We start from the raw sequence: 13,604 nt of genomic DNA on the forward strand, positions 1-13,604 counted from the left end.
CGCGACGGGGTTCAGCGTTTGGCGGCGAGATCGGCGACGATGGCCGGATAGCGCTTGTCGAGGTCGTAGAACAGCATCAGCACGATCATCAGCGCGCAGAGACCCATCGGCAGATAGACGAACAGCGCCTGGATCGCGAACAGTGCGGTGTCGCTCTGCTCGCCGCCACCGCCGACATAGCCGCCGAAGGCCAGTATCCATCCCAGCAGCGCCGTGCCCAGCCCGCTGCCGATCTTGATGCCCATGCTGCCGCCGCTGTAGACCATGCCTTCGTTACGAATCCCGGTCTTCCACTCTCCGTACTCGATGGTGTCGCCGAGCAGCGCGAACATGCTGCCGTTGATCGGTGCCTTGCCGAGTCCGCGGATGATGGTACCGGCGACGATCAGGTAGACGTTGCCGAGGTCGATCAGCATGACGCCGTAGCCGACCAGGGTGATCAGCTCGCCGACGATGATCGCGTTGCGCTTGCCGTAGCGCTTGGTGATCGGCGCCACGAAGGCCATGCCTGCCAGGATGAAGACGATGTAGGCGGTCGTGATGACGCCTACCAGCCAGGTATCGTCGAGCAGGTACTGGGCGTAGTAGACGACCGCCCCGGAGTTGAGTGCGTTGAAGATATAGGTGATCAGGATGAACAGCGTGGCCAGCGCCCAGTAGCGATTCTTGCCGAGGGTGCGCAGGCTCTGCTTCAGGGGAACCGGTGCCTGGCGCCGGCGCGCTTCTGCCGGCTGGACGCGTTCGTGGGTGCTCTTGAAGGTGAACAGGAAAAGCCCCGTACCGATGGCGCCGAAGATCGCGAAGGTGACGATCCATCCCGCCTGGCCGCCGCCGAACAGCGTGGCGACCGGCAGCGTCAGGTTGCTCACCAGCAGCACGCCGATCAGCGCCAGGCTCATGCGGAAGACGTTGAGCAGCGAGCGCTGATACTGGTCCTGGGTGATCAGCGAGTTGAGCGTGCCATAGGGTACGTTGAGGCCGGTATAGACCAGGCATACCAGGTTATAGGTCACCGCGATGTAGACCGTCTGCCAGAACGGCGAGACATCGGGTACCGCGAACAGCAGCACCGCCGAGATCGCGAATGGCACCGCCAGCCACAGCAACCAAGGCCTGGCCTTGCCGTGTCGCGAGGTGGTCTTGTCGATCACGTAGCCCATGGCGATGTCCGAGACACCGTCGAACACGCGCGAAAACAGCATGATAGAGCCGATGATACCGGCGGCGACGCCGATCACGTCGGTGTAGTAGTAGACGATGAAGATGCTCATCGCCTGCCAGATGAAATTGCTGGCCAGATCCCCGCAGCCGTAGCCGATCCGCTCCATCAGCGGTACGGCGGCAGCGGGATCGTGGGCTGACCCTGGGGTTGTCTCAGTGTTGCCTGTCTCTGGGGGGCTTGTCTCTGTAGGGCTTGTCGTCAGCGTGCTTGTCTCGCGCGTCATTATCACCTCGCTGCCTGTGAGGGTCGCCGCGGCCGCTGCTCGTGGCAGGACCGCGACGACCACCGCCTATCCGCGAATTGCCGCCTTACTCGTAGACCATCTCTTCGAGTTCCAGGCCCTTGGTCTCGCGGACGAAACGCGCCACGAAGAAGATCGAGATCAGCGCGCACAGGGCGTAGAAGCCGTAGGCGCCGGTCAGCCCGATCGAGGCGAGCATGATCGGGAAGGTCATGGTGATGGCGAAGTTGGCCACCCACTGGAACAGCCCGGCGATCGCCAGCCCCGAACCGCGCACCTGGTTGGGGAACATCTCGCCGAGCATGACCCACATCACCGGGCCCCAGGAGACGTTGAAGCAGAAGACGTAGACGTTGGCGGCGATCAGCGCGAGCACACCGTTGCCGCTGGAGAGTGCCAGGCTGCCATTGACCATGTCGGCGGTGGAGAAGGCGTAGACCAGCAGCGCCAGGGTCAGTGTCATCCCCAGCGACCCGGCCCACAGCAGCGGCTTGCGTCCGATCCGGTCGATCAGGCCGATGGTGACCAGACAGGCGGCGATACTCACCGCGCCGCTGATCACGTTGATCATCAGGGCATCATTCTCGGAGAAACCTACCGCCTGCCACAGCACGGCACCGTAGTAGAACACCACGTTGATACCCACCAACTGCTGGAACACCGCCAGCCCGATGCCCACCCACACCAGCTTGAGCAGCTTGCCGGTGGCGGGATTGATCAGGTCCGACAGGCGCGGCTGATGGCGGCTGGAGAGCGACTGGCGAATCTCGCCCAGACGGCGCTCGGTGGTGGCGGCGTCGTAGACCAGCCGCAGCACCCGTTCGGCCTTGGCCTCCTGGCCGGCGCTGACCAGAAAGCGCGGGCTCTCGGGGATGAACAGCAGGGCCACGAAGAAAATGCCGGCGGGCACCAGCTCCATCCAGAACATGCAGCGCCACGCCTCGAAGCCGAACCACAGCGGCTCGGTCGAGCCGCCGGCGACGTTGGCCAGGACGTAGTTGTTGAGAAACGAGAAGAACAGCCCACCGATGATCGCCACCTGCTGGATGGTCGCCAGCCGGCCGCGCAGATGCGAGGGGGCGATCTCGCTGATATAGGCCGGTGACATCACGCTGGCGGCGCCCACCGCCAGGCCGCCCAGCACCCGGTAGACGACGAACTCGAGCGAGCCCCCGGCGATACCCGAGCCCCAGGCGCTGATCAGGAACAGCACCGCGGCGACGATCAGCAGCGTGCGCCGGCCGAAGCGATCGGCCAGGCGCCCGGCGAAGAACGCCCCCACGGCGCAGCCGAGCAGCATCGAGGCGACGTTGAAGCCGGTGCCCACGCTCTCGGAGTGGAACGCCTGCTGGAGGCCGTCGACGGTGCCGTTGATGACCCCGCTGTCGAACCCGAACAGGAAGCCGCCGATGGCGGCGACGCAGCAGATCAGCATGACCACGAAAGGGTGTTGCGAAGCGCTGGATATTGGCATTGTCAAGCTCCGTTGGCGTGTGTCCAGGCGTATCACTCGTTATGGATACGGGCGTGAGTCACGGGGTGAGCCTGGGCCGCTCACAGCCAGCCGGCATCGACCCAGTAGTTGTGGGCGGTACAGGCGGCGGCATCGTCGGAGGCCAGGAACAGCACCATCGCTGCGATGTGCTCGGGATGGATGCGCAGCTTGAGCTTCTGCTCGGCGACGATCTGGGCTTCATCCTCGGGGGTGTACCAGCGCGACTGGCGTGGGGTCTTGACGTTGCCGGGGATGACGCAGTTGACGCGGATACCGTCGCTGCCCAGATCGCTCGCCAGCGCCCGGGTCAGCCCCTCGATACCGGCCTTGGCCGTTTCGTAGAGCAGCATGCCGGGCTGGCCCAGGTGCCAGCTGATCGAGCCGAGGTTGACGATCGCCCCCTGGCCCTGACGGCGCATGGCCGGTGCCACCGCCCGTGCCGCCAGCACCAGATGGCGCAGATTGACGTTCATGCGCTCGTCCCAGTACTCGGGAGTGACGTCCTCCAGCCGGTGGCGGTCGTCGTTGGCGGCGTTGTTGACCAGCACGTCCACCGCGCCGATCGCCTCCAGGGTGGCGGCCAGGGCCGCCGGGTCGGTGAGATCGCAGCGGTGGTAGTGCACCGTGTCGCCCAGCTCGGCGGCCAGGGTCTCGGCTTCGTCCAGGATGTCGAGAAAGTGCACCTCGGCGCGCTGGGCGGCAAAGGCGCGCACCAGCCCTTCGCCGATGCCGGACCCGCCGCCGGTGATGACGACGCGCTTGCCTTGGAGGCTGGGGTAGATCGCTGAGGGCATGGCACGCTCGCTGTTCGTGAAGAGTTAGTAAATAGTATTAACTAATGGCGCGTCTCAGCATGCGCCGGGTGCGGGACGCTGGCCATTGGCCATTGGTGGTAAGGGCAAGAGTGGCGGTGGGTGCGGCTGTCGTTGGCTCTGACGCTTTCGTTGGCTCTGATATAGTCCCAGCATTACCTTCCGCGCCGAGCCGTCCATGCCCAATCACTTCACGCCCCATGCCGCCGGTGATCTCAACTACCTGAAGAGCCTCAATCGCAGCACGATCCTGAGCACGGTCCGCCGCTATCCGGGGCTGTCGCGGGCCGATATCGCCCTGCGCACCGGGCTGACCAAGGCCACCGTGGGCAGCGTGGTCAACGCGCTCAGCGACAGCGGCTGGCTGCGCGAGGGCGAGCTGCACGCCCGCGGCGGCGGGCGTCCGGGGCGCTCGCTCTACCTGGATGGCGAGCACCATGTGATGCTCGGCGCCGAAGTGGGGGTGAAGGGGCTGCGCGTGGTGGCGTGCAATCTCCAGGGCGAGCTGCTCGCCAGCCAGCGTCTGGATGATTCGCCCACCACGCCGGCACAGACCGCGGCGGTGCTGGCGCGGCTGATCGAGGCGCTGCGCGGCGATCCGGCGATCGCGACGCGGCCCTGTCTGGGGCTCGGAGTGGCGCTGCCGGGGCCGGTGGCGCCGCAGGCGCCGATCCTGCGTCTGGCGCCCAACCTGGGCTGGGTCGACGTCGACTTCCTGGCGCTGTTACGCGCCGAGCTCGACTGGCCGGCGGGGGTGTGGCTGCTCGACAACGAAGCCAATGCGGCTGCCTTCGGCGAGTTCTACTTCATCGAGGGCGCGCCGCCGGAGTCGATCGCCTATCTCAGTGCCGGCAGCGGTATCGGCTGCGGCGTGGTCAGTGGCGAACATTTCCCGGTGATTCCGCGGGGGCACCAGGGGCTGGTGGGGGAGATTGGCCACACCGTGCTGGTGGCGGAGGGGGCGCGCTGCCACTGCGGCAATCACGGCTGTGCCGAAACCCTGGTCAGTGGCTGGATGCTGCGCGAGTCTCTCGGCGTGGAGGCCGATGCCAGCCTGAGCGCATCGCTGCTGGCGCGTCTCGACGAGCCCGAGGTCCGTGCGGCGCTGGCGCGGGCCGGGCGTGCGCTGGGGCTCTTGATGCTCAACCTGCATCACACCCTCAACCCCTCGATGCTGATCCTCGGTGGCTCGCTGATGCGCCTCGGCGAGCCGCTGGTGGCACCGGCGCTGGCCTACTTCGATGCCCACCAGAACGACCTGCTGCGCCAGACCCAGCGGGTGCCGGTGAAGGTGGTCGAGGACAGCACCTTCACCGCCGCCCGCGGCGCCGCCGCCCAGGTCATGGCCCGGGCGGCGATCGAGGTCTGAGCCGCGCTCAGTTGCGCTGCAGGCGCACCTCGCTGGAGCCGTTGCCCTTGGGCTCGACCCGGATCTGGAGCGGGATTCGCTCGTGCATCTCCTGCACGTGGGAGATCACACCGACGCGTCGGCCCTGGGCCTGCAGGCCATCGAGGGCATCCATCGCCAGCGCCAGCGACGCCGGGTCGAGGCTACCGAAGCCCTCGTCGATGAACAGCGACTCGATCGCCAACTGGTGCGAGGCCATCGAGGCCAGCCCCAGCGCCAGGGCCAGCGACACCAGGAAGGTCTCGCCGCCGGAGAGCGAGTGCACCGAGCGCCGCTCGTCGGCCATGTCGTCATCGATCACCAGAATGCCCAGCTCGCTGCCGCCCCGTTCCAGGCGGTAGCGCGGCGTCAGCGCGCGCAGGTGCTGGTTGGCGTGGGTCAACAGGTGGTCGAGGTTGTAGGCCTGGGCGATGCGCCGGAAGCGCTTGCCGTCGGCGCTGCCGATCAGGCCGTTGATCCGCTCCCAGCGCTGCAACTCCTGCGCCGCCGCTTCGCGCTGGCGCGCCCCCTCCTGCTGTACCTGGCGCCGGCGGTCGTCCTCGGCGAGCTGCTGCTGGGCGGTGTCGCGGCGTTGCTGCTGGGCCTGCCATTCGCTCTCCAGCGCCTGCAGGCGCTCGCGCTGGGCAGCGTGGCGCGCGCTCAGCGCATCTTCGTGCTCGGTATCGAGCAGCCGCGCCTCGGGGGTCTCTGGCAGTAGCAGACGGCGCTGCTCGATCAGGGCGCGGCGGCGCTCCTCGACGGCGACCCGGGCTGCGTCGCGCTCGCGCTCGCGCCGCTCGCAGGTCTCGCGCAGCTGTCGATGTGCGGTCTCGGTGTAGCCCAGCAGGGTCTCCAGCCGCGCCTCGTCGAGCTCGGGCTGGGTGTGCCGCCATGCCTGCCAGGCGCGCTCGAGCTCGGCGTGGGTGGCCTGCTCCTCCTGCTGGCGCTGGGTCAGATCGGCGATCTGCTGGGTCAGCCGTGCGTGGGTCTGCTCCAGCGTCTGCCACTGCGCCTGGCGCGCTTCCCACCGCTGCTGCGTCTGCTGGCGCTGCGCCTCCAGCGCGGCCTGCCAGGCCTGGGCCGAGGCGTGCTCGCCCAGCGCCGCGCCGAGTGTCTGGTGTGTGCGTGTCAGCGCCTGCTCCAGCTCCGGCAGTGCGGCGGCGAGCGTCTCCAGGCGCGTCCGGTCGAGGGCCTGGCGTGTCTCCAGCTTGCCCAGCGCCAGGGTCAGGCTCTGACGCTGACGTTCGAGCGGGTCCAGGGTGCGTTCGATGGTGTCGAGCCGCTGCAGCCGCTCGCTGGCCTCCTGGCGTTCATCCCGGGCCTGCCCGCGCTGGCTTTGCAGCCACTCGCCAGGGTGCTCGGCGTCGCTCAGCTCGGCGCGCAGCGGGTGGTCGGCCAGGGCACTGGCGGCGGCATCGCGGGCCGGCACCAGCGCTTGCTGGCGCTGCTCGGCAGCCAGCAGCGTCTGGCGGCAGCTGCGCCACTCGACGCTCAGCTCTTGATGCTGTTCGCGGGCGGCCGCCACGCGCTGGGCCTCCTGCTCGAGCTGCTGTCGCTCCTGGGCTTCGATGCTGGCGACCAGCGCCTCCCCCGGATGCGCCGGCGGCGCGTCGCGGTAGGGGTGATCGGTGGCGCCACACACCGGGCACGGTGTCTCTTCACGCAGCTGCTGGCGTAGCCGCGCGACCTCGTCGCTGCGCGCAGCGCGGGCGCTCTCGATCTGTTCGCCGATCTGGGCCTGGCGCTGCTCGGCTGCGGTGAGATCGCGCTTGGCCTGCTGGCCCGCCTGTTCGAGTTGGGTCAGCCGTTCGCGGCTCTCTGCGAGCTGTTGCTGCAGCGTCGCCTGCTCATGATCCAGACGCTCGCGTTCGCGCCACGCCTGGGTCAGAGTGTCCAGGGCGTCTAGCCGTGTCTGGACGCTGTCACGGCTGTGGTTGAGGGCGGCACGCAGGTCAGCCGCGGCGGTCTCCGTCGTCGCTGTCTCCAGCAGCGCAGCGAGGTGCTGCTGCTGGGCCTCGATCTGCTGCGCCTGGGTGGCCAGGCGCTGCTGTAGCTGCGTCTGCTGCTGTGCGCTCTCGGCCGCGGCGGCATTGAGTTGCGCTTGCTCCGCGCGCTGCTGATCGCACTGCTGCTGGAGCCGATCACGCTCGCTCTCCAGCTGGCGCGCCTGCTCCAGCTCGGGCTGAGCGTCGCGCTGCGCGGCGGCGGCGCGTTCGCGGGCGGTGCTGGCGGCTTCCAGCTCGGGTGTCAGGGCCTGGCGTTCGCCGTCGCAGCGGTCGAGTGCGGCGCGGGCTTCGGCCAGCTGCTGCCCACGCCGGGCCAGGGTCTCTGCCAGGCTGCGTCGCTGCTGGGCACGCTCGCGCCAGGGGGCAATGGCGTCGAGCTGGGCGAGGGTGTGGCGCTCCTCCTGGGCGGCGGCGATCGCTGCCTCGGCCGCCTGCAGGGCGCTCTCGGCCTGCTGCCAGTCGGCGCTCAGCCGGGCCTGGCGTTCGAGCTCGGTGCCCTCGCCACGCAGCTGCTCGCGCCGGGTCTGCAGCGCTGCCAGCGCCTGCTGCTGTGATGCGGCCTCGCGCTCCAGGTCGGCGCGGGCCTCGGTGTCCGCCGGCAGGGCGTCGGCGAGGCGCGCTTCGATCGCCTCCAGCGCGCCTCTGGCCGTGCGCGTGCGCTGGAAGGCGGCGCGCGAGATGGCGGAGTAGTGCTGGGTATCGGTGAGCCGCTCCAGCAGCTCGCTGCGGGCGTTGTCGTCGGCCTTGAGAAAGGCGGCGAACTCGCTCTGGGCGAGCAGCACGGCACGGGTGAACTGGTCGAAATTGAGTCCCAGCCGCTCCGGCAGCAGGCGGTCGAATTCGCGCTTCTGTGCCGTCAGCAGCTGGTTGGCGTCGAGATCGGTGAGCGACTGCTCGACCTTCTGCAGGCTGCCGTCGAGCTTGTCGCGGGCCCGACGCACGCTCCAGCGGGCGCGGTAGCGGCGGCCGTCGCGGCCGACGAAATCGACCTCGGCGAAGCCGCTGGCGCAGCCGCGGCGCAGCAGGGTACGGGCATCGGCGGTGGTCAGGGTGTCGCGGCCCACGTCGGCGATCTGGGAGTCGCGAACCGGCGCCTGGCGCAGTCGCGGCGTGCTGCCATAGAGCGCCAGGCAGAGCGCATCGAGCAGGGTGCTCTTGCCGGCGCCGGTGGGGCCGGTGATGGCGAACAGCCCCTGGTCGGCGAGCGGGGCGGTGGTGAAGTCGAGCTCGTGGCGTCCTGCCAGCGAGGCCAGGTTCTCCAGCCGGATGGCGAGTATCTTCATGTGTCTGGCTCCGCGTCCTGTACCTCCTGTACCAGGGTGGCGAAATCCCGCGCCACCGCTTCCGGCGGTGTCTCGCCATACTCGGCCTGCCAGCGGCGGGCGAAGATCTCCTGGGGGGTGAGGCTGTCGAGATCGACCGCGATGCTGTTCGCGGTGTCGCCCCCGGCGTTGGGGTAGTGGCTGTGGATGCGCAGCAGCCGCAGCGGCTTGTCGGCGATCGCCGCCTCGATCCGGGCGCGCAAATCGGGCTGCGGCGTCTCGAGCGCCACGCGCACCTCCAGCCACGGCCAGCGCTCCCGCGGCAGCGCCTCCCCGGTGCTGGATTCGGGCTGCCACGCCATCAGCTCGGCCTCGACCGCCTCGACGCTGCCCGGACCGATGCGCTCCAGCGCCACGTGGCGAGGTATCGGCAGGCTCTCGACGGTGTCGAGTTCGGCCCCGTTCAGGCTCACTTCGAGCACCTGATGGCGGTAGTGGCTCTCGCTGAAGTCCAGCGGCAGCGGCGAACCGCTGTAGCGGATGCGCGGCTCGCCCACCTGCTGTGGCCGATGGAGATGACCCAGAGCTACATAGGCGATCGAGGGCGGAAAGAGCGCGGCGGAGATCGCCTCCTCACCGCCGATCACGATCGGCCGTTCGCTCGCCTCGGAGACGGCGGCGCCCTGCAGATGGGCGTGGCTCATCGCCACCAGCGCCTGGCCCGGTTCGCGGCGAGCCTCGGCGGCTGCGACCAGCTCGCGGTGCACGCGGGCGATGCCGTCGCGGTAGTCGTCGACATCGCCGCCGGTGACCTCCGCCGGACGCAGAAAGGGCAAGGCCAGGCACCAGGCGCGAATCTCCCCCGTGGCGTCGGGCAGCGGCACCAGCAGGTGCTCGCTGTCGAGCCTGCCATCCTCGAGCCAGTGCACCCGCCCCAGGGCATGGGTCTTGAGACGCTTCATCAGCGGCGCCGGCAGTTCGATGCGCGAACCGCTGTCGTGGTTGCCGGCGATCATCACGATCTCCAGCGTCGGCAGGGCGGCGTGGGCGGCGACGATGAAGTCGTAGAGCAGCTCCTGGGCCCGCAGCGAGGGATTGACCACATCGAAGATGTCACCGGCGATCAGCAGCGCATCGGGCTGACGCTCGGCGAGCGTCGCCAGCAACCAGTCGAGAAAGGCACTCTGTTCGACATGGCGCTCCTGGCCATGGAAGGACTGGCCCAGATGCCAGTCGGCGGTGTGGAAGAGTTTCACGATGCGGCGCCTTGTGACGTCTGAGAGGGTGAAGCGGCAAGCGCGATGCCAAGTGTAACGCGACGACCGCCTCGGAGAAGATCGGCGGAGGAAAAGAACGACCATGGGCGGATCGAAGGCGCGGCGCATTGGAGAGACGCGTGCGCCGTGACTAGGCTTCTGGACGTCGACAGCACGGGAGAGCACCACCGCCATGGCACTACATGACTGGAACCTGACGCCGGAGGCGGCGATCGCCCTGCAGAAGCGGCTGGCACCGAGCGTCAGGCGCGAGGATACGCTGGGCGAGGTGGGCCTGATCGCCGGCATGGATATCGGCTTCGAGGATGGCGGGGAGACCACCCGCGCGGCGCTGGTGCTGCTCGAGTGGCCGTCGCTTGCGCTGGTGGAACAGGTGGTGCATCGCGAGCCGACGCGCATGCCCTATGTGCCGGGGCTGCTGTCGTTTCGCGAGATACCGGCGGCGCTGGGGGCCTTCGAGCAGCTCTCTCGGCGCCCGGATCTGATCATGGTCGACGGCCAGGGCATCGCCCATCCGCGTCGTCTGGGCATCGCCTCGCACCTGGGGCTGTGGCTCGATCTGCCGACCATCGGTGTGGGCAAGAGCCGGCTGTGCGGCCAGTTCGGCGAGGTGCCGTCGGCCAAGGGGGAGTGGACGCCGCTGACCGACCGGCGGCGCGAAGAGGACCCGAGCGATGTCAGTGTCGACGCCCACGGCCGGGTCACCATCGGCGCGGTGCTGCGCTCGCGGGAGGGGGTGAAGCCGCTGTTCGTGTCGCCGGGGCACCGGCTCTCCCTGCCCACCGCGGTCGACTGGGTGGTGCGCTGCCTGGGCCGGACCAAGCTGCCGGAGCCGACCCGGCTGGCGGATCGGCTGGCATCGAGGAAGGGCGAGGTGGCGGTCAGCGGGCAGCTGTCGCTGTAGCCGCGCTGCCTAGCTCTCCGGTATTGCCGAGTGCAGACCGTTTTCGTCCATAGCCTAAACGATATCCAGCGATACCGGCTCCCGGGGTGCCGGGAAGGCGTCATCGAGCCGGGTGAGATCGTCAGCGTCGAGGGCGATGTTCAAGGCGGCGGCATTGGCATCCACGTGGGCCAGGGTCGATGCCTTGGGGATGGCGACCACCGGCCTTGGTCTCTCGTGCTGGTGGCAGGCGGGGCGAATGCTCCAGGCCAGCAGGATCTGGGCGGCGCTGGCGCCATGCTTGTCGGCGATCTCGTTGACCACGGTAGCGGAGAGCAGCTTGGCACGCAGTCGACCGCCCTGGGCGAGGGGGCAGTAAGCCATCACCGGCATATGGTGATCCTGCATCCAGGGCATGACATCGACCTCGATCCCGCGGGAACCGAGGTGGTAGAGCACCTGGTTGGTCGCGCAATCGGCGGCGGCCGGCAGGGCTTCCATGGCCCTGAGGCTGCCGGCATCGAAGTTGGAAACGCCAAAGCGGCGGATCTTGCCCTGATCGCGCAGCCGCTCGAACGCCTCGAAGGTCTCTTCCAGGGGGATGCTGCCGGGCCAGTGCAGCAGATAGAGATCGAGGGTCTCGATCCCCAGCCGCTCGAGGCTGCCTTCGCAGGCGGCGATGGCGCTGTCGCGACCGGCGTTCCAGGGGTAGACCTTGGAGACCACGAAGGCGTCGTCGCGACGACCGCGTAGCGCCTCGCCGACGACCTCCTCGGCACCGCCGTCACCATACATCTCGGCCGTATCGATCAGCGTCAGGCCAAGGTCCAGGCCGTGCTGCAACGCCGCCACCTCCTGCTGGCGCGGCACCCGATTCTCGCCCATATACCAGGTGCCCTGGCCGATGGCCGGCAAGGCCAGCGACGGGGCGCTTCGGGACTCGGGCAATTCGATCCGTGGTATCTGCCGGGGCATGGAATACTCCCTGTCGGTTGAGGCGTTACTGTTATGCTGGTCGCCACTCGCGGGTTTCGCAAACCCCTTCGTCGGTCTTCGTGTCACCTTGTTTGACGCCTGTATTCCTTGCGTTGGTTTTGGGTGAACCGCGGCCCGGTGCGGGTCAACGTATCGCAGTCATCGTCTACCGGTTTCAGGAGACTCCTCATCGAACCCTCTTCGCTCCATCAGACCCGGGCCTGGGTCGAATCCTTCGTCGTGGCACACGATATCTGTCCCTTTGCCGGCCGCGAGATGCGTCGGGATGCCATTCGCTACGCCGTGGCCGAGGCCAGTGACCTGGAGGGGCTGCTGCACGAACTGATCGCCGAGTGCCGGCATCTCGATGCGAACGCGGCGATCGCCACCACGCTGCTGATCGCGCCCGCGGGCATGGAGGATTTCGACGACTATCTGGACTGGCTCGAGCTGGCCGAGCGGCTGCTGGAAGATCAGGGCTATGTCGGCATCTATCAGCTGGCCAGTTTCCACCCGGACTATGTGTTCGAGGGGGTCGAGGCGACCGATCCTGCCAACGCCACCAACCGTTCCCCCTGGCCGATGCTGCACCTCCTGCGGGAGGCCGAGCTCGAGCGGGCGATCGCGCACCATGCCGACCCCGAAGGCATTCCCGAGCGCAACATGGCGCGGCTGCGCGAACCCGGCTCGGCGGCGCTGGCGGCCGGGCTGGCGGTACGGGAGGCCGAGTGACGCAAGCCCCACGCCTGCGGCGGCGACGCATGTCGATGGCTGCAATGCCGTGTCGGGACTACTCTGGGGAGGGATCTGGGGCGGAGGCGCCGACTGTCCGGGCCTCCCGTCTTCAGCCGTTGTCAGTGGGCCCCTGCGGGGCCTTCCAAGGAGCGATACCATGCAGACCGTTACCCGTGGCGGTGAACCCGTCGAGGTGAGTGGCCGTTTTCTCGAGAAGGGCGACAAGGCGCCGCCGTTCACGCTGACCGATGCCGAGCTCAAGGATGTCCAGCTCGATGACTACGCCGGCAAGCGCAAGGTGCTCAACATCATCCCCAGCATCGACACCCAGACCTGTGCGATGTCGGCGCGCAAGTTCAACGAGCGTGCCAGCCAGCTCGACAATACCGTGGTGCTGGTGGTGTCGGCGGACCTGCCGTTCGCCCAGGTGCGCTTCTGCGGGGCGGAAGGGCTCGACGATGTCAGTACGCTCTCCTGCTTCCGCCATCCCGAATTCCGCCAGCTCTATGGTGTCTCGCTGGACAGCGGTCCCATGGCCGGGCTGTGCGCGCGGGCGGTGGTAGTGATCGACGAAGAGGATCGGGTGATCCACGCCGAGCTGGTCAGCGAGATCAAGCAGGAGCCGGATTACGACGCGGCGATCGGCGCGCTCGACGCCTAGGTGGACAGGAAAGATCCTAAGTTCGATGAGAGTTGAAGGCATGGTCTACACTGATCCGCGAGCCATCCCCAAGGATGGATGCGGACGACGACCGCAGCCTTCACACGACCCATGGAGACGATGATGACGATCAAGAAATCCGGTTCCGCCGAATGGAAAGGCAGCCTCAAGAAGGGCAAGGGCGTGGTGTCCACCCAGAGCGGTGCGCTCAAGGAGAACCCCTACGGGTTCAATACCCGCTTCGAGGGTCAGCCCGGCACCAACCCGGAGGAGCTGGTCGCCTCCGCGCATGCCAGCTGCTTCTCGATGGCGCTGTCGATGATGCTGGGCGAGGAGGGTATCGAGCCCGAGAGCATCAAGACCGAGGCCACCGTGATCATGGAGCAGGATGACAGCGGTTTCACCATCACCGCGGTCGAGCTCAAGACCGTGGCCAAGATCCCCGGTGCCGATCAGGCGACCTTCGACAGCGCCGCGCAGAAGGCCAAGGAGGGCTGCCCGATCTCCAAGCTGCTCAACGCCAAGATCTCGCTGGACGCCAAGCTCGAGAGCTGAGGCGCCTGGCGCTGACCACCGCGAGCCGGCCCCAGGGCCGGCTCGCTGCGTTTTGGGCGGCGTTCAGGGCCATGACGGCGTGTTGGGACTCTG

At 68.2% G+C, this 13,604-nt stretch carries 11 protein-coding genes; 5 read left to right on the top strand and 6 right to left on the bottom strand.

Annotated features, from left to right (window positions below; translation table 11 throughout):
* Positions 1–11 precede the first annotated feature (11 nt).
* From DOM66_RS10955 to DOM66_RS10965, 3 genes are all read right to left on the bottom strand, one after another.
* On the bottom strand, positions 12–1,328 hold the full coding sequence (locus tag DOM66_RS10955) for an MFS transporter (protein ID WP_110675485.1): 1,317 nt from the start codon (positions 1,326–1,328) through the stop codon (positions 12–14).
* 202 nt (positions 1,329–1,530) lie between these two features.
* Complete coding sequence (locus tag DOM66_RS10960) at positions 1,531–2,937, bottom strand: sugar porter family MFS transporter (RefSeq protein ID WP_110690139.1); 1,407 nt, start codon at positions 2,935–2,937, stop codon at positions 1,531–1,533.
* 80 nt (positions 2,938–3,017) lie between these two features.
* On the bottom strand, positions 3,018–3,752 hold the full coding sequence (locus tag DOM66_RS10965; protein WP_110690140.1) for an SDR family NAD(P)-dependent oxidoreductase: 735 nt from the start codon (positions 3,750–3,752) through the stop codon (positions 3,018–3,020).
* A 196-nt stretch (positions 3,753–3,948) separates the two neighbouring features.
* Between DOM66_RS10965 and DOM66_RS10970 the strand changes: the two genes are divergently transcribed.
* Positions 3,949–5,139: an ROK family transcriptional regulator gene (locus DOM66_RS10970; protein WP_110675488.1), complete on the top strand. Its 1,191-nt coding sequence runs from the start codon at positions 3,949–3,951 to the stop codon at positions 5,137–5,139.
* Between the two features lie 7 nt (positions 5,140–5,146).
* Here DOM66_RS10970 and DOM66_RS10975 read toward each other — a convergent pair whose 3' ends face one another.
* Entirely contained in the window at positions 5,147–8,446 is a 3,300-nt protein-coding gene (locus DOM66_RS10975) for an AAA family ATPase (protein ID WP_110690141.1), read from the bottom strand.
* Entirely contained in the window at positions 8,443–9,681 is a 1,239-nt protein-coding gene (locus DOM66_RS10980) for an exonuclease SbcCD subunit D C-terminal domain-containing protein (RefSeq protein ID WP_110690142.1), read from the bottom strand. The genes DOM66_RS10975 and DOM66_RS10980 overlap by 4 nt, the downstream gene beginning before the upstream one ends.
* A 193-nt stretch (positions 9,682–9,874) precedes the next feature.
* On the opposite strand from DOM66_RS10980, the gene nfi reads away from it, so the two are divergent.
* Positions 9,875–10,606 carry a deoxyribonuclease V gene (gene nfi, locus DOM66_RS10985; protein ID WP_106418225.1) on the top strand — a complete coding sequence of 244 codons (732 nt, stop codon included), beginning with the start codon at positions 9,875–9,877 and terminating at the stop codon, positions 10,604–10,606.
* Positions 10,607–10,660: 54 nt separating this feature from the next.
* Here the strand turns inward: nfi and DOM66_RS10990 are convergent, their stop codons facing one another.
* Complete coding sequence (locus DOM66_RS10990) at positions 10,661–11,560, bottom strand: aldo/keto reductase (RefSeq protein WP_110690143.1); 900 nt, start codon at positions 11,558–11,560, stop codon at positions 10,661–10,663.
* Positions 11,561–11,698: 138 nt separating this feature from the next.
* Between DOM66_RS10990 and DOM66_RS10995 the strand changes: the two genes are divergently transcribed.
* The 3 genes from DOM66_RS10995 (at position 11,699) to DOM66_RS11005 (ending at position 13,511) form a co-directional block, all read left to right on the top strand.
* Positions 11,699–12,292, top strand: coding sequence for a DUF1415 domain-containing protein (locus tag DOM66_RS10995; protein WP_342588196.1), 594 nt, complete (start codon positions 11,699–11,701; stop codon positions 12,290–12,292).
* Between the two features lie 160 nt (positions 12,293–12,452).
* Positions 12,453–12,956 carry a thiol peroxidase gene (tpx, locus tag DOM66_RS11000; protein ID WP_110690144.1) on the top strand — a complete coding sequence of 168 codons (504 nt, stop codon included), beginning with the start codon at positions 12,453–12,455 and terminating at the stop codon, positions 12,954–12,956.
* 123 nt (positions 12,957–13,079) lie between these two features.
* Entirely contained in the window at positions 13,080–13,511 is a 432-nt protein-coding gene (locus DOM66_RS11005; protein WP_110675494.1) for an OsmC family protein, read from the top strand.
* Positions 13,512–13,604 lie beyond the last annotated feature (93 nt).

Source organism: Salinicola endophyticus (genome assembly GCF_003206575.1).
GTDB lineage: Bacteria > Pseudomonadota > Gammaproteobacteria > Pseudomonadales > Halomonadaceae > Salinicola > Salinicola endophyticus.